Origin of the sequence: Mesorhizobium sp. PAMC28654 (genome assembly GCF_020616515.1) — a bacterium.
In the GTDB taxonomy this organism is placed as follows: domain Bacteria; phylum Pseudomonadota; class Alphaproteobacteria; order Rhizobiales; family Rhizobiaceae; genus Mesorhizobium.
On the sequence record NZ_CP085135.1, the window covers coordinates 5,745,705 to 5,762,529 of the forward strand.

Consider the following 16,825-nt stretch of genomic DNA (forward strand, 5'->3'; position numbering starts at 1 on the left):
TGCGGTCTAGGCTCAAGATTGACGCAGATCGAATAGCCAGGTGAGGGGCAAGATGAAGGGAATGGTATTCACCGAATTGCTGGGTTTCGTGGAGCAGACCTACGGAGCGGATGCGGTGGATGACCTCATCGAGGCTTCCGATCTGCCGAGTGGCGGCGCCTACACCGCGGTGGGTACTTATGACCACAAGGAGATGCAGTCCCTCGTCACCACATTGTCCGCGCAAAGCCACACGCCGCCAAACGAGTTGTTGGGCTTGTTCGGTCAACACCTGATCGGACGTTTCAAGGCTTCCTTCCCTGATTTCTTCAAGACGGCGGCCACTCTGTTTGATTTCCTCGAAAGCATCGACAGGCACATCCATGTGGAGGTGCGAAAGCTCTACCCCGATGCCGAGCTGCCCGAATTCCGGGCCGAGCGCCTAGGTGATGGGGTAATGCACCTCGACTATCGCAGCAGCCGTCCCTTCGAGGCTCTCGCCTCCGGCCTCATTCTTGGCGCGGCTGAAATCTATGGCGAGACCGTGCGGATAGAGCGAAGCTCTCACGAAGACGGTGGCGACAAGTTCGTTCGTTTCTCGATCCAGAAGACAGGTGCGATAGCCTAAATGCTGTCGGAAATCGATCTCATCGGCGACCGCGTTGCGCGTCTCGAACGGCGTCTCCAACGCGAACGGCGAGCACGGGAAGAGGCGGAATGGCTTCTCGAGGCGAAGTCACTCGAACTGTACAACGCCAACAGCCACCTGACGGTGCTGGCCAACGACCTGGAAATGCGCGTCCTCGACCGCACGCACGAACTGGAGGTCTCGCGCCAGCAGGCCATGTTCCTGGCGGAGCGCGATCCTCTGACAACGCTCGCCAACCGGTTCAGTTTCGCGCGCGACCTGGACGCGGCAATCCGTGCGGCGCAGCTTCAGGGCGGGTCGGTACAACTTCTGTTTGTGGACCTCGACCGGTTCAAGGAGATCAACGACAATTACGGCCACGCTGTCGGAGATGCGGTGCTGCTGGGGGTTGCGGACCGGTTGCGTGCAATCTGCGGGGAGCAGGAGCTGGCCGGCCGGCTGGGTGGTGACGAATTCGGCGTTATCTGCGTGACGCCGGTTCACAGCGAGCGTGCCCGCGAGATCGCGACCAAGACCATTGAAGCCATGAGCAAGCCCATCGATTGCGGTCGCCTGCAGTTGATCGTCAGTTGTTCGGTCGGCATTGCAAGCTTCCCCCGCGATGCCGCGGATTCGCCAACGCTGCAGCGCTTTGCCGACGTAGCCCTGTACCGCTCCAAGTCGGCGGGGCGCGCGACATGGACCGAATTCGACGACACGATGGCGGCCGAGCTGGAGAGCCGCCAGGGCCTGGAAGCGGAATTGCGCAACGCGGTAGCGGCTGGAGAGATCGAGCCCTGGTATCAGCCGATTATCTCCACCCAGAGCAACGCGGTCGTTGGGGTGGAAGCGCTCGCTCGATGGCAGCATGCCGAGCGCGGGCTCATTCTTCCAGGGCTGTTTATCCCGCTGGCCGAGGAAAGTTCACTGATCGTCGATCTCGGCCAGGCGATGATCGATCGCTGTTGCCGAGAGATGTACCCGCTCATCAGCGAAGGTCATCTCGACTATGTGTCGATCAATCTGTCGACGCGCCACCTGCGTTCCCCCTCGGTGGTCGAGCAGATCGCCAGGACGTTGGCCCGTTATCGTTTTCCGCCTTCCGCGCTTCAACTCGAAATCACGGAAAGCCTGCTGCTCATCGATTTCGATCAGGCCGAGGAGCGCCTTTCGCATTTTCGCGCGCTCGGCATCCGAATTGCCCTCGACGATTTTGGAGCGGGTTATTCTAGCCTTTCATACATCAGGCGATTGCCATTGGACGTCATCAAGATCGATCGCTCCTTCGCCCGGGACATCAGCGCCGACCGGCAGGCCGAAGCCGTGGTCAGGGCGATCGTTCAACTCGCACAGGCCCTGGAACTGGATATCGTCGCCGAAGGGATCGAGACCGAGAGCCAGGCGCTCAGGCTGACCAGTTGCGGCTGTTTCGTGCAGCAGGGATATCTGTTTGGCCGGCCGATGCCGCTGAATGAAATCACTGAATACCTTCTGGCCGGGGATCTTGAGGCCGGTGCAAATCCGACGCATTTCGCCCAAAGGGTGCCGGCGTCCCGGGCCTGAAACATCGCGTGTCTTTACAAGACGGGAAGGTCAGGGAGGCTGTCCCCGTGGCGTCTTCCGTCCCGGATCGGCGAAGTTGGCGCCGTGGTCCGCGGTCATCAACCTGTCGTGATGCGAAGATGAATCGCGCCAGGACTGCAGGGATTTTTAATGGTTGCGCACTATCACGGGTTGCAGGTGAAAATCTCTAAATGACATGGTTGTACTCTCGAGTGGATTATGGCCGTACTTGGCGCCCTCCCTGCTGATCTTGAATGCAGACCAATTCGTGAAGACGATTGGGAAAGCGTAATTGATTGTCTGCGCCGGGGATTTCCAGAGCGCAGCCGGGATTACTGGAAACGGGCGCTGGCCCGTCAGTCGCGGCGGCCCGCCGTCGACGACCTGCCACGGTATGGCATTGCCCTGGCGAAGCCCGACCGGATCGTCGGCGTGTTGCTGAGCCTCTACACGCGCTACCAGGGCGAGGGCGGCGATGAAGTCCGCTGCAACCTCTCAAGCTGGTCGGTCGACGCGGAATTCCGTCCCTATGCCACCAAGATGATCTCAATGGTGCTCAAGCGGAAGGATGTGACCTATGTCAACATTTCACCGGCGCCCGCGACAGTGAAGCTCAACAAGGCGTTCGGCTTTCGCCTTTTTTCGCTTGGACAGTTTGCCTTCCTGCCCGCCTTGAATCCCGTGCAGGGGTCGTGGCTCGTGCTGGAAGCCAGCGCCGACCTTGCAGAAATGGCGATGCTGTCCGACGCCGAAAGATACATGCTCCTGGAGCATGCCGAGCTGGGTTGCCTGTCGTTGATCTGCATCCGCGACGGCGCGGCGTTTCCCCTGGTGCTGATGCGTCGGCGGATCATGCATGGCCTCATCCCGTGCTTCCAGATCGTCTACTGCCGTTCCGTTGCGGAGTTGAGCCATTGCGCCGGCGCCATGGGGCGTTTTCTGCTGCGTCGCGGAGGGCTGCTTTGCGACGTTGATGCCACCGAGCCTGTCGCAGGGCTGGTCGGCCACTACTTCGCGAACAAGGGCCAGAAATACTTCAAGGGCCCCAACCCCCCCTCGCTCGGCGACCTGACGTTTACCGAGCTTGTGGTGTTCGGTCCCTGAGCGGGGGCAAGGCTTCCGCTCTCTCCATCGCCAATTCACGCCAGCGCGTTCCGAGCGACACGCCGACGAGCAGCAGGCAGAAGCCGAGCGCGAGCGGCGAGTAGAAGGCCTCTTCCTGCAGCACGGCATTGGCCGAGATGGTGACGATGCCGACAAAGCCGAACAGGAAATCCGGGTCGCCGGTATCGATCAGCTGCCGGCGTGCCGCCACGGCGAGTGCCACGAGGAAGCCGAAGAAGACCAGGCTGCCTATCCCCATCTGATAGAGCATGACGCCAACCGCGCTCTCGACGGGAACGGAGGCGGCGCCCGACGCCTGGGCGTGTTCCCAGTCGAGATTGATTGACGTGCTCGACAGATTGCCGCCCAGCCCCAATCCCTGCCCAAGCGGGTTTGCCAGGAAGTCGCGGATGCCGGCGGCGAGGCCCAGCACATGGTAGTCGCCATGCGTCGCGCCATAGGCGATTGCCGCCATTGTCCAGGCCGTGGCAAGGGCTACCACGCCCACGAGCGTCAGGCTGGCGCGCGAGGGGCTGTAGACCAGGCGCGCGCCGAGCGCGACGAGCAGCATGAAGGTCGCGCCCTTGGAGCCGATGACGAGCAGCAGCGGCAGGGCCGCGATCGGCACCAGCCAGCGCCCCTTGAACAGCAGCCAGGCCGCCATGATGCTCAGGCCATAGGCGTAGCTGATCGGATGGAAGTTCGGCCCGCCGATGCGGAAGATGCTGGGCAGGATGTCGTTGAAGATCGGCGTGTTGAAGAAGGTCGTCGTCATCACGTCCTGAAGGCCACGGAAGACGAATCCGGTTTCCTGCAGCGCCTTTTCCCAGACGCCGGTTTCGATCTGCCTGGTAATGTCGCGTTCGATGTAGAGGTCGCCATGGAACAGGCTGAGGAAATCCATGGTGAAGATCAGCTCGACATATCCATAGATGACCGCGCCCGCGCACAGCCAGAGCATGCTCTTGCGCAGGTCGACCGGATAGAGGCTGGCAGCCAGTACCGCGATGTGGAAGCAGGCGAGCGGCGTGATCGTGTTGCGGAAATAGACGACCGCGTCCTTGGCGCCGCCATGCACGGCGCCAAGGGCAAAGTAAAAGCAGATCGTTCCGCACAGCACGATGCTCAGCAACAGCCATGGGCGCAGTTCGGTCAGGCCGCGCACGCGGTGCTGGAACGTCGCCGCGAAGAAGATGCAGAAGGCGGTCATCAGGATGACGAAGTTCGTGCCGCGCAAGGCGTCGAACGTATTGTTGTCGGGGATGTAGGGGGTAAACCACGCGACCACGAGGTTCTGGTAGAGAAAGGCGCAGATGATCACCACGGGAATGCCCGCGGGCACGGCATTTGAAACGATCAGCGTCAATATGAAGGTCGCGACAACCCCGAACGGCGTCCAGACCGCGAAGGACGAAACCGACAGGCCAACGACCATCAGCGCCACGCAGACATGCAGCATCGCCTCGACAGTTGGCGCACCCGGGTCGCGTAGACTGCTCGTCTGATATGCCCCGGTGATACTCATCGCCGGGACGCTTCGATGCTTGCGCGCGGCGGCGCGATGTGTCGTGCCTTGTCCATGTCAGCCCCCGCCTTCACCGCCGAGCAGGGCGGCGATCATCGCGCTGTCGAACCCGTCCGTGGTCAGCCTGCTCTTGATGAAACCGAAACCCTGGTCGAGTTCCCAATAGGTCCAGCCGACATTGTTGGCCTCGGCCGCCTTTCGGACAGTGCGGACCCAGGTCGCACGGCTTTCGGCATCGGCGCAGAAATTGAGCACGCCGAACTCGTTCAGCATCACCGGGCAATTGTGAGCCGTTGACCAGCGGGCGAGCCCGGCAAAATCGGAGGCGATCCTCGCCTCTGTCCAGGGGGCCGACAGCTCGTCCGCCACCAAGGACGCAGCCTCGTCGTCGCCGGCGGCCCGCAGTCTTGAGACCAGGTCTCGAACTTGCGGCGTGTCCTTTGTCGCGGGGAAGGGCAGGTTGGCGATGCGGGCCAGCGGCGAGGCATCCCAGTTCTCGCATTGATGGGTGAACGCCATCGGCGCGTAGTAGTGGATGGCCGCGATCTGGTTGTCGTCGGCGAGCGGCGGCGCATCGGCCAATTCCCATATGCCCTGAAAACGCGCCGGGCCCCAGACCAGCGTATGATCAGGACATCTGGCGCGTAAGGTTTCGGCAAGCTGCTGCCGCAGCGCCAGCCATGCGGCTTGCTCCATGGGCGGCTCGTTCAGCAGTTCCGGATAGACCGAGCCTGCCGGAAGATCGGCAATGACGGGACGCAGTGCCGTCCAGTCTTCCACCACCCGCCTTGCAGCACCTGCCGGATCGGACCGGAAGGCAGCGTGGAGATCGGAGGAAGGATGCATGTCCACGAGCACGGCGAAGCCATGCCCGACAAGCTCAGCGACGCCGTCATGAATGCGGTTCAGCGTCGCCGTGCCACCGGTCGAGATGAGATCGCCGTTCACCGGCAGCCGGATCGTTTCGAAACCGGACTGGCGCAGCTTATCCAGGGTCGCCGTGGCAGGCGCTGTTCCGTCCTCGCGCTCGAACCACAACGGAAGATTAAAGCCACGCGACGGAACGGCGCGCGCCGCCGGCAGCGTGGCCGAGGCAGGGAAAGGCAAGGTGGCGAGCAGGGCTCCGCCGGCGAAAGTCAGCGCGGTTCGCCGGGACAGCAGCGGCGGCCCTTCGACCATCCGCATGGATCAGCTCCTTGCACCGGAACTGCGGCGCCATTGCCCGGCCTCGGCAGGGGCATCGTGCATCGGCCTGGCTTCGGCCAGCGCCCTGCTGTCGGCATCGATCACCAGTGTGGCGCTGCGGCCGATCTGGCCAATGCCAAGATGCTGCTCGAGCAATTCGGCGGCTTGCGACGCCGGCTCGGCCGGGCGCAACGCCAGCAGCACGAGATCGGCCCGGGCGAACAGTTCTGGAGTCCAGCCGTTCTCGCTGAAGGACGGGGCGATCACCACCACGAAATCGAATGCGGTCCCGGCCTCGGCCAGAATGCCGCGCAGGTTATGGAGCCCGGGGATATCCGGACCCTTCCGCGCTGCCGGACCGCAGACGATCGTGCGCAGGCCGCTTGCGGCATCGATGAACAATCCGGGTCGGCCCGGCTGGTCGTCAATGCCGACCACAAGCACACTCTGGTCGACCCGCTGCAGGCCCATCCCGACCATCGCGCCGGCAAGCCTTGCCTCGACACCGCTCTGCGTCGAGGATACGAGCAGCACGAACGGCTTGGGATGGTCGTCCAAGTGCAGGATGACCTGCCGCATCAGCTTGAGGACATCTCGCGAAAGCGTTTCGCTGCCGTCCTGAAACAACGCCGTCCGCATCGCCCTGATGCTTGAATGCGTTCCGCCGGCGACCCCGGGTAGGCGGTATTCTCCGAAATTCGCGGGCATCGGCACTGCTCGCGATGTGATGGGTGCGGTGTCTTCCCTTGGCTCGATCGCCGGAACGACCGGCTCAGGCTGGCTTTGTGGGATCCTGATGCTCGAATGCGTCCCGCCGGCGACGCCCGGCAGGCGGTATTCTCCGAAATTGGCTGGAACTGGCACCGCCCGGGATTCGGCGCGCGCGGTATTTTCCATAGGCTCTATCGCGGGCGCGACTTCTTCGGAGGGGCTTTGCGGATCCTCTTCCGACCGACGGACCGGTCCGAACGCCAAAGCGAGACCACACCCGGCGAGAAGGCCCAGGACGGCGCTCACCGGCAGGAGCAAAGCGGGCTTCGGCCAGGTCGGCTGCACCGGCGGCATGGCGGCGCTGATTGTGCGTGCCTCGGACGTCTGCACGCCTTGCATCTGCGACGTTTCCTGCGCGCGCTTGAGAAAGTCGTCGAGCACGGTGCGGGCGGCCTGCGCCTTGGAATCCAGTTGCCTCAGTTGCACCTGCGCAAGGCTGGAGTCCGTGGACTGCTGGCGCAGGGCGTTCAGCTTGGCCTGCAGCTTGCCGACATTTTGCGCGGCCAGGTCATAGCTCGCCTTCAGCTGTTGCCTGATGCGCTCGGCCTCGGCGGCCATCAGCCGGCTCATCCGGTCCATTTCGGACTTGAGCCGCGCGATTGCCGGGTGGCGCGGCCCGTACATGGTTTCGAGATTGGCGAGCTCGGTGGCGCGCTGGTTGTAGTCGTCGCGCAACTTGACAGCCGAGTTGGAGAAAAGGATTTCCGAGAGCTTGGCGAGGCCCGCTGGCGAAGTGCCTGCCGCCACCGCCTGATTGTATCTGTCCTTGGCCTGGTCGGCATCGCCTTGTGCGGTGATCAGCTGTGCCGTCAACTGGTCGAGCTGCGACTGCAATGTGCCGCCATCGGTCGAACTGACGATGTTGTGTTGCGACTTGAAATCCTCGACCGCGTGCTCGGCATCGCTGACGTTCTTCTGCAGTCCCGTGATCCTGTCATTGAGCAGGGAATTCACATCGTCGTTGGCGGTTTCCCGTTCTCCGGAAAGGCCCGCCTTGTAACGGTTGACGATGGCGTTGGCGATACGCGCGGCCTTGTCGGGGGACTGCGACGTGAAGCTGATATTGATGACGTAGGTGAGCCCTTCACGGTCCACGGTCACGGCTTTCTGAAAGCGCTTGAAGGCCGCGTCGCGCGAGGCAACAGCCTGGCTCGAGCCGAAAAGACGCGAGACGAGGCCGCGACCTGAAAATTCAGGATCGTTCAGCAAGCCCTCGCTGTCGAACACGGCGCCCAGCAGGTCCTGCGATTCGATGACGAAGACCTGGCTTGCTATGGCGGCGCTGTCGGAGCCGATCCCGGGAAGGACACTGTTGAAGTTGGTGGCGCGCGAGTCGCGCGGGTCGATCAAGATCGAGGCGGTTGCCGTGTAGCTCGGGCTTGTCACGGCAAGATAGGCGAGCGTCAGCAGCAAGGCGGCGCCGGCGATGGCAAGCACCATCAGGCGACGTCCCCAAAGGATCGCCCATACCACTCCTATGTCAAACAAAGGCGGAAGAGTGCGATCGTCGATACTGGCTGGCCTCATCATCTTTCCTCAGCAGAGCCGCCGGCGTCCCAACGTCACTCTACACCCCCAGTATCAGCGATTATTGTTAGTCTTCCGTTAAGGTTACCAACGCGTGTCACGGAAAAATGCAGGGGGGTGTTGGTAACCATGCGAAGCGTTCGTGCTGGCGCAATTAACGGGTTTTGTTCTATTTAGGGACAGGTTTCAGCGTCGGGTCGCCTACTGCGGGGGTATGGCCGTAGCCGATCGCGATGGGAGCCGGCTTTGGATCAAGACATGGACAATCGCAAAGCCGCCGGGAGCGCCAGCTCCGGCGCGGGCATGCGCATGTCCATAGGGGCGCTCGCCAGGAGCGGCGCGGTCGCCGGGGTCATCAAGCTCGCCAGCGCCGGCCTGTCCTTCCTCATGTTCGTGGCCGTGGCGATGGTGATGGACGAAAGGCAGTTCGGCCTTTTCAGCGCAACCTTTGCCGGCGCCAGCCTGGTGTCCTTCTTCGCCTCGGTCGGCCAGCAGAGCACCGTATTGCGGTTCTGGCCACAATATGTCGGGCTCAACGACCATAATTCGGCGCATGGCCTGATGGCTCGCGCCATTTTCGTGGCGCTGGCCGGCCTCGCCGTCTCCAGCCTGCTCATCTTCCTGGTCGGATTCCTGCCCTTCATCGGCAGGGGAACACCGGAATGGTTCTCGCTGTGCTTGGCGGCCGCTGTTCTGTCCTTCGCGCTCGGCTGGTCGGAATTCACGTCGGGCGCCTTCCGGGCCAAGAACGCGCTGATATTCGGTCTGCTGCCGCGTGACATCATATGGCGTGCGTTGACGATCGCCGCCGTCGTCGTGTGCCACTTCCTGCATGTCGAGATGGGGGCGGTCACGGCGACGCATCTGACGGCCTGGCTGCTCATCCTTTCGGTCATTCCGCAAACCGTGCTTCTGATGCGCGACACGGCGCGCGCTGATCGAGGCCCGCTTACGCGGGAGCAGAAGAGGGAATTCAAGACCGTTACGCTTGGCCTGTGGGGCGTCACCTCGCTGCCGCCGGCGCTCGGCCAGGTCAGCACATTGCTCGTCGCCGCCATTCTGGGGCCGGCGCCAGCTGGCGCGATCTTCGTGGCGGATCGCACCACGCGGTTCGTGACCCTTGCGCTCAACGGCATCAATCAGGCGCTTGCGCCGCAGATATCGAGCGCCTTCTACAGTGGCGACAGGGCGCATGTTCAGCGCATCACCAGCCTCGCCGCGCTTGGCGGCTTTGCAATCGCGCTCTGTGTCGCGCTGACGTTCTGGATGTTCGGCGGCTTTATCCTGTCCATCTTCAATCCGGCCTATGACACGCCCACGATGCGCGCGACGCTCGTCATCTTCGGCATCGGCGCGGCGTTCGGCACCGCCTGCGGCCCGATCGAAATCCTGCTCCAATTGACTGGCCTGCAGCATGCGCTGCTCAAGCTGCTAGTCATCGTCAATGTCCTGGGTCTCGCGGCTACGGCCGTGACGACCTATTATTTCGGCCCCGTAGGCGCGGCGGTGAGCATCGCCGCGACGGTTATTGCCTGGACCGCTACTGCCGTGTCGATCGCGCGGCGCAGGATAGGCATAAACCCATCCATCTTCGGCTTCACGATGGGGCGCGGCACACATTTTCCGCGCGTGGTGCTGCGAGGCCGCACGTGAAGGTCGTCCAGGTCCAGACCCAGGCGGAGGCAGCTGGCGCGCAGCGCGTGTCCGACATGGTTGGCGAGGGATTGCGGGCGCGCGGTCACGATGTGCGCACCGTCTTCATGTACCGCAAGACCGACGCCTTCGACCACGACATAACAGCGGATTTCATCCTGACCGAACGTCCCGGCGGATTGCCGGGGCAGATCCGGGCAGCCATCGGCCTTGCGCGCTATCTGCGCAAGGCGCGCCCCGACGCTGTCATCACCTATCAGCATTACGGCAACATCTTCGGCACGATCGGCGCGCGGCTGGCCGGGGTCAGGCACATCGTCGCCAACCAGAGCGGCCAACCCCATACCAGCGGGGTCATGGGACTGCTCTCGCAGGTCGACAAGCTGATGGGCGTGGTCGGCCTCTACGAGACGAATGTCGTCAACTCGGCCTGGACCGAACAGCAATTCGATCATTATCCGCGGGCCTATCGGCGGCGCATCCGGCGCATTGACCACGGGGTTCCCGCGCCGTCCGGAGAATTCGACAAGTCAGCGGCGCGTGCCGCCTTCGGTCTGCCCGGGAATGTCTGGCTCGCCGTCTCGTCCGGCCGGCTGACGCAGACGAAGAACCAGATCGCGCTCGTCGGCGCGCTCGAACACCTGCCCGACATCCATGTCGCGCTCGCCGGTATTGGGCCGGAGCAGGACACGCTGGTCGCCTTCGCCGAAAGCCGAGGCGTGGCGGACCGATTGCATCTGGTCGGCGAGGTTCCTCCAACGCGCATTTTCGAATTCCTTGCGGCGGGAGATGCCTACGCGTTTCCGTCGATGATGGAGACCTTCGGCCTTGCCTGCGTGGAAGCCGCGATTTCCGGTTTGCCGGTGGTGACGGGCAACCTTCCCGTCATGCGGGAGGTGCTGACGACCGAGGACGGCGAGCCCGCGGCGATCTTCGTCGAGGCCGATGCCAAGGGCATGGCCAAGGGGCTGGCCGAGATGATCGACAGGCCGGAAGCCATGGCCAGGCTTTCGGCGGCGGGCCGCCGGCTCAGGGACAAATATTCGCTGGCAAAGATGTGCGCCGGCTACGAGAGACTATTAGTTTCCTGAGCGTTTGCGCACCGCCACTATCCCGTCAATCACTTCCAGCCCGCCCGAGCGGTTGAGCGTGTGGATCTTCGGGTAGGGCCAGTCGCCCTCCGTGTCGATCAGGCGGGGCGCCGAAAGCCGTACCGTCCGCTGGTCGAGTTCGAACAGCTCGGACAGCCCGAGCCCGCCGCCATAGCCGAGCGTTCCGTCCTGGACCGGGAGGAAGAGGCGGCCCTTCGCGTCGCGTGCGAAAGCGCCGCCCGGACGCGCCATGCGATGGTCGATCAGGATCGGATTCATCGGATGCGCTTTCCACGGGCCGGCGAGTGCCGGAGCTGAGAAAACCACCAGCGTGTCGGACGTGCTGCCATGGCCATCGCGATCGGTGGCGAACAGCCAGAGCAGTCCTCCATGCTCCAGCAGCGTGGCATCGGAAATCTCGCCTTCGACCAATACGGTCTCGGCAACCCACCGGTTCGGGAAATCCTCAGCGCGGTAGAGGGTGAGCCTGCGGCTGCCGCTTGCCTCCGGAAGCATCCAGATCGCGCCATCGCGCTCGAACACCTGCGGGTAGGAGAGGTGATGCGGCTCCTCCAGCACGACGCGCGGCTGTCCGGGAACGCCGCCAGCGTCAAACGGGACAACGGAAATCACGGCCTTGCCGGTCGCATGAGGATAATCCTCGACGAAGAGGAAGGACCGGCCATGCCACCGGAATGGAAAGGGATCCGCGTAGAAATGGTCGCCCGGGTCGGGCAGAACCGACCAGCCGCTTCCGAGCCTGCCGGTTTCCGCCACGCCTGGCGCGTCGGTGAAGCGGTAGCCGACGCGCCAATGCGCATGACGAAAGCGAGCGCGCCGGATGACCTCCTGGCCGAGGCGTGGCAGTGCCGAGCCCAGATAGGCGGAGGCGAACCGCGTCGCGGCGGCTTCACCGCGAGCCGGGGCGTCAGGCATCCGCTCGCCCTTGGAGAGCCGGCCTTCGGCAAACGCCCTGGCGACCGAGACCACCAGGGTGATGGCGCGGGCGAGCACGTCCTCGGTGCCGAGTGCAGCGGATTCCCGCTTGTCCACCATCGGCCGTGCGCGGCCGACGACCGTCTTGCCGTCGAGGACGGCCTCGATCACCGGCAATCTTCCGGCGGCCACGGCAATCGCCGCCGCGAGATCGGAGCGGGATCCGTCGAAGAGAAGGCCGACAGTCGGCACCTCCGACGTGGCCGCATTGCCGGCAAGGTCCAGCCTCAGCGCGGCCGGGCGGCTGGCGGACCGTGCCTGGATCTCGCGCAGCGGGGCGCCCAGATTGGGATGGTGCCGCCGAAAGAGGCGCTGTTCGAGCGCAAAGGCGGCGTTGGCGGCAATTGGCCAGCGTTCCGACCCGGGCTGATGCAGCACAGCCACATCGTGACCATCCGCGCGAAGTCGTTCTATGGCGATGCTTTGCCACTGGCGGGGGTTCGATCGTGGAACAATGACGTCGATCGGCAGCATGTCGTTCCCGTTCGCGGTGGTATTGTTGCTCGCGTTCCAGGCCCTTGAAAAGAAATGACTTGGCTGAAAAAACTTACCTTGGGGTTACACTCGAAGTCCATCCGAGCATTTCTGGGGGAAACTTTTGCCAGCGCCATCCCGAACCGGCGCCAGCCGGCTCAACTCACAACAGGACTGCTACCCACGGCCGACGTCTTGCATACACCAAGATTACAACAATCCTTGCGATTCATCTTGACGCGGACCGCAAGACATCGTCGATAGATCAGGCCCCCAATCCGGCCGGTTCGGATCACATGTTTGAAGTCACTGTCGAAGATTCGTTCGATTTCCGATCGAAGGAATATGTTGAGCTCTTCGCCAATTCGGCGGCGACCGCATTCCAGCACCCCATATGGCTGACGCAGCTGTACGAAAGGCTCGTACGGCAAGGCGGCGCCACGCCGCTGATCATCGTCGTGCGCAACGGCCCGGGGGGGAAACTTGCGATGGTCCTGCCGCTGGTCAGGCGCCGGTACACGCTGCTGAAGGTCGTGGAATTCGCCGACATGCGCGTTTCCGACTATGTGTCGCCGGTCGCCGATGCGGTGACCTTGTCCGATATCCTGGCGGACAGAGGCGCGATCGCCGCCATCCGCGGGCATCTGAAACCCTATGACCTGCTGCGCATAGGCAAGCTGGCCGACGATTCACTGCCGATCGAGCGCCTGTTCGGCATCGACAAGCGGCAGGGCATGGGCATGAGCGCATATTCCGGCACGCTGGAGCCGACATTCGCCGCCTGGCGGGAGCACCAGCTCGACCAGTCCTACCGCAAGGAACTGGACAAGAAGACCCGGCAGCTCGGCCGGATGGGAAGCGCGCGGTTTGAGTGCGCGGCCAGCGCCGCCGACATCCGCACGACCTTCGACGCGCTCAAGGTCTATCGTGGCAAGCGCTTCGACGGCAGCGACGGGCCCGCCGACCTGTTGCAGTCGTCTTCCTATTTCGACTTCTATCTGGCCGTGGCCAACGAAGGATGCGGTGGTTTCGCCCGCACCTACACGTTCTGGATGGACGACCGGCCAATCGCAGGCGCGCTCGGCCTCGAACATCGGGGTGCGCTTCTCGTCATTCTCGGTGGCTTCGACGAGGCCGGCTACAGGAAGCAGTCGATCGGCAGCCTGATGTTCGAGCAGATCGCCCGCGACTGCATCGAGCGCGGCGATCATTCGCTTGACTTCACCATTGGTGACGAACCCTACAAGCGCATCTTTGGCGGCCGGCCTTCGCCCATGTGGCAGATTTTTCGCGCCGGCAGCCCGCTCGGCTACGCCGCGCACATGACCGTGGAGAAATTGCCGGCGGCCAAGGCCTTGGCGCGGCGCGTGCTCGGGTCGCATGGAAAGAAGGCCAAGCCCGGCCGCATGGCGGCGTCGCCCGTGCCCACCGATGAGGCGGCCGGGTCCTGAAATCGACAAGACTGGTTGAACGGCGTCGTTGCGCGATCAGGTCGCGGGTTCGGCGGCCGGTCTCCTCAGGCCACGCAGCCTGGCGACCAAGCCGGGGCTTATGGTGTCCATCCCGTATATTATGCGGCGTCGGCTGAAGTGAAGTTGCCGGCGCGCGCGCCAGCGCAGGTCGTTGTCGATGGTCAGGCTGCGGCGAAATTGCGCCAGATGCAGCCCGTGTGCATCCATCGCCTGCTTTACCGGGTCTCCGTAGAAGGTCGCGATCTTCGCGGCGGCCATGCCGGGCGAGGCCAGCCATTGCGGCACGTGGATTGCCAGGCGCTCGACGTCGGTGAGCAACCGGCTGACGCCCGTCCCGGCGGCCGGGCACGATGTCTGGTAGGCATCGCCAATGAGGACGGCGCCGTCGCGGACGCAATTCTCCGCAACCGTGATATCGGTGAGCCAGCTTTCGATCTTGTCGATGATTTCGAAATCACCGAATGCCTTGATGAGCCCCGGAAGCGTCTTGATCAGCGTTTCCCTGGGCTGATCACGCAGGGCCTTCACCCATGGATCGCCATGTTCACGGAACACGAAAAGATTGGCGCGCGTGACGTCGGCGGCGGGGAACAGGCTCAAATAGTCGATACCGTCAGTGATCCGTTCGCCGTAGTAGGTGAGGGCAGGGTGCCTGAAGGCGCTTGCTCCCACGGGGCGTAGATTGAAGCCAAAGGTCATTGACTGCCGCTGGTGAACGAACCTGCGCTCGATGCCGAGATCGCGCTTCAGGATATCGCCCATCCCGGTGGCGAGCACCAGCAGTCGTGCCGTCACGGCGTCCTGTCCGAGGATCGACACTCGCTGGCGGTCGGCACCCGCCTCCAGCCCGTTTACCCGGCCCGCGATGAAGCGCACGGTTTCGGGCAGTTCGGCCCGCATTGCGTTGACGAGGTCATCGTAGAAGATTCCGTAGTGCTGGGCGTGCGAGCGGTCGAGGACGCGCCCCCTGCGGATGTTGACGATTTCATCGAAGGCGACGGCGGATGCGGAAAGCCTGTCCAGAAGGCCGAGCCGGCGCAGCTTTTCGATCTGGTCGCCGGCGATCTTCTCGACGCGGAATTCGCGTGGGAAGACCGGGTAGCGGTCGATCAGCGTGACGCGATAGCCGGCGCGTCCGAGCACGGTCGCCGCGATGGTGCCGGAAAGCCCTCCGCCGACGATGGCGATCTCGGTGTCTGTACCCGCGGGCAGCGAACGGGGGGTCATCTGGAATACCTCAATATGGCGTAGATCGCCTTGGGGCTGGTGGTGAAATAGCGCCAGAAAAGCCTGCGCGGCTCCATCGCCATGCGCCATAGCCACTCGAAACCGGCCTTCTGCAGCCAGAGCGGCGCGCGCCGAACCTTGCCGGCAAGATGGTCGAAAAGCCCGCCCGACGTCTTGATCACCCCGACATTCGAAAGCCGCGAGGCGAAGTCACGAACAAATATCTGCTCCCTGGGAACGCCGAGGCCCAACCACAATATGCCCGGCGCGAGTGCGTTGATTTCGTCGAGCTTCCTTTCAAGCGCTTCGCCGGAAAGATAGCCGTGGCAATGACCGGCAATGCGCAGGCGAGGGTATTTGGCCCTGATTGCCGCGACAGCCTTGCTGTTTTCGGCTTCCGTCGATCCAAACAGGTAGAAGGTTGTGCCTTCGTCTTCGGCGAGATTGGCCACATCGTGGAAGAGGTCAGTCGTGGCCACCCGCTCCGGGAGATGCACGTTGCACAACAGGCGCGAAGCAAAAACGAGTGGCTGGCCGTCGGCGAAGATCTGGTCGGCGGTACGGAAAAGCGCGGAGATTTCCACATCGGCGCGCGCCTGGGCAATGACATCGCCATTGGCGGAGGTGAAATAGTAGGGACGGCTGCCGGCGAGGTGCCCCCGTGCCGCCGCCATCATCAGGAGGGCAGCGCTCCGCCGGTCGATCACGGTGATCGGCAGCCCGCCAAGCATCACGGTCGGCAAGGCGGGAAGGCTTTCCTCGAAGGGGGCAACGTCTTGCTGGGCACCCGTCATGCTTCCGCGCCCCGCCGGAGCCTGACGATGTGAACGCGGATAGACGAAGGTGTCATGAGCTGCAGACTTCACGCTTTGCCCCGGTGGACTCGATCCGCCGATCGCGGCCTCATCTTCTGGTGAATCTTCTAAAGGTGCGCGCATTGAAGAATTGCCTTATTTTCAAGTACCTTAAGTAAAAATCCCAGAAAGTTAAGCGGTATGTTAATATTTAGTTAATACACACATTTTTCTTAAAAATGTAACGGATGCGAACCTCTTGAAGTGGGGGGTGGCTGCCATATTATTGAAAAAGCTGGAGAAAACAGTATCTCCGGCATGATCCGCGTGCCGGCCGTGCCCTTGGGCCGCAATATTTCATCGTCGATTTCGCCCGCGAGTTGGCTGGGAAAATCGCAGAGATCCTCAGGTCAATCAGCGCGTCGTCGACCTCTAGCGAACAATTCGTGATCCATCGGAAAGCATCCGTATGCATATCTCCAGTTGTCGAAACAAAGCAGGCAGGTTGAACTGTGGGTATGCCGTCGACGCAGAAATATTCGAAAAATCGAGGGAGATGAAATCCTTCCCAACAATGAGCCGGGAAGCCTCAATCCGAATATCCCGGGAGGGGTGGAAGGCGACCGTCAAGTCTCGCTCGTGCGGTGTGACCGCCGGCGTCGGGTGGAACTGCATCCGGCACGGTCCGCGTGCCGGCTAATGTCCGCTTCGTCCGGCAGCCCTCAAGGCCGTGGGCACCGCGCATTTTGCGCGTGCATGTCGCAGGGTGACGCCCGGCCCGGTTTCTTTTTCAATCATGCGCCCGTTTTCGGAATTTCATTTCTGTCTAAGTCTAT

Annotated in this window: 12 protein-coding genes; 6 read left to right on the forward strand and 6 right to left on the reverse strand. The window is 63.0% G+C overall.

The window, feature by feature from the left end:
- The first annotated feature begins 61 nt into the window (after window positions 1–61).
- The 3 genes from LGH82_RS28265 (at window position 62) to LGH82_RS28275 (ending at window position 3,274) form a co-directional block, all read left to right on the forward strand.
- A complete protein-coding gene (locus LGH82_RS28265) occupies window positions 62–607 on the forward strand; it encodes a heme NO-binding domain-containing protein (RefSeq protein WP_227345852.1) in 546 nt (181 codons plus the stop codon).
- 144 nt (window positions 608–751) lie between these two features.
- Window positions 752–2,170 (forward strand): putative bifunctional diguanylate cyclase/phosphodiesterase, encoded by a 1,419-nt coding sequence (locus LGH82_RS28270; RefSeq protein ID WP_227345853.1) that lies wholly within the window; start codon window positions 752–754, stop codon window positions 2,168–2,170.
- A gap of 219 nt (window positions 2,171–2,389) precedes the next feature.
- Window positions 2,390–3,274 (forward strand): GNAT family N-acetyltransferase, encoded by an 885-nt coding sequence (locus LGH82_RS28275; RefSeq protein ID WP_227345854.1) that lies wholly within the window; start codon window positions 2,390–2,392, stop codon window positions 3,272–3,274.
- Here LGH82_RS28275 and LGH82_RS28280 read toward each other — a convergent pair.
- From LGH82_RS28280 to LGH82_RS28290, 3 genes are read right to left on the reverse strand one after another with little or no spacing between them, the layout of a single operon-like run.
- On the reverse strand, window positions 3,246–4,799 hold the full coding sequence (locus LGH82_RS28280; RefSeq protein ID WP_227345855.1) for a hypothetical protein: 1,554 nt from the start codon (window positions 4,797–4,799) through the stop codon (window positions 3,246–3,248). The genes LGH82_RS28275 and LGH82_RS28280 overlap by 29 nt on opposite strands.
- 57 nt (window positions 4,800–4,856) lie before the next feature.
- On the reverse strand, window positions 4,857–5,984 hold the full coding sequence (locus LGH82_RS28285) for a glycoside hydrolase family 5 protein (protein WP_227345856.1): 1,128 nt from the start codon (window positions 5,982–5,984) through the stop codon (window positions 4,857–4,859).
- Between the two features lie 3 nt (window positions 5,985–5,987).
- Window positions 5,988–8,285, reverse strand: a complete 2,298-nt coding sequence (locus LGH82_RS28290; protein ID WP_319799897.1) for a GumC family protein — start codon at window positions 8,283–8,285, stop codon at window positions 5,988–5,990.
- 255 nt (window positions 8,286–8,540) lie between these two features.
- Here LGH82_RS28290 and LGH82_RS28295 point away from each other — a divergent pair, with 255 nt between their 5' ends.
- Together LGH82_RS28295 and LGH82_RS28300 are read left to right on the forward strand one after the other, a co-directional pair.
- A complete protein-coding gene (locus LGH82_RS28295) occupies window positions 8,541–9,935 on the forward strand; it encodes a lipopolysaccharide biosynthesis protein (RefSeq protein WP_227345858.1) in 1,395 nt (464 codons plus the stop codon).
- A complete protein-coding gene (locus LGH82_RS28300) occupies window positions 9,932–11,026 on the forward strand; it encodes a glycosyltransferase family 4 protein (protein ID WP_227345859.1) in 1,095 nt (364 codons plus the stop codon). The genes LGH82_RS28295 and LGH82_RS28300 overlap by 4 nt, the downstream gene beginning before the upstream one ends.
- Here LGH82_RS28300 and LGH82_RS28305 read toward each other — a convergent pair.
- Window positions 11,015–12,406, reverse strand: coding sequence for a hypothetical protein (locus tag LGH82_RS28305; protein WP_227345860.1), 1,392 nt, complete (start codon window positions 12,404–12,406; stop codon window positions 11,015–11,017). The two genes, LGH82_RS28300 and LGH82_RS28305, sit on opposite strands and share 12 nt — an antisense overlap.
- Window positions 12,407–12,792: 386 nt before the next feature.
- Between LGH82_RS28305 and LGH82_RS28310 the strand changes: the two genes are divergently transcribed.
- Window positions 12,793–13,947 carry a GNAT family N-acetyltransferase gene (locus LGH82_RS28310; RefSeq protein ID WP_227345861.1) on the forward strand — a complete coding sequence of 385 codons (1,155 nt, stop codon included), beginning with the start codon at window positions 12,793–12,795 and terminating at the stop codon, window positions 13,945–13,947.
- Window positions 13,948–13,983: 36 nt separating this feature from the next.
- On the opposite strand, the gene LGH82_RS28315 is transcribed toward LGH82_RS28310, so the two are convergent.
- Both LGH82_RS28315 and LGH82_RS28320 read right to left on the reverse strand, forming a co-directional pair.
- Complete coding sequence (locus tag LGH82_RS28315; protein ID WP_227345862.1) at window positions 13,984–15,195, reverse strand: FAD-dependent oxidoreductase; 1,212 nt, start codon at window positions 15,193–15,195, stop codon at window positions 13,984–13,986.
- Window positions 15,192–15,989 (reverse strand): WecB/TagA/CpsF family glycosyltransferase, encoded by a 798-nt coding sequence (locus LGH82_RS28320; RefSeq protein ID WP_227345863.1) that lies wholly within the window; start codon window positions 15,987–15,989, stop codon window positions 15,192–15,194. Before LGH82_RS28320 ends, LGH82_RS28315 begins: the two co-directional genes overlap by 4 nt.
- Window positions 15,990–16,825: the final 836 nt, after the last annotated feature.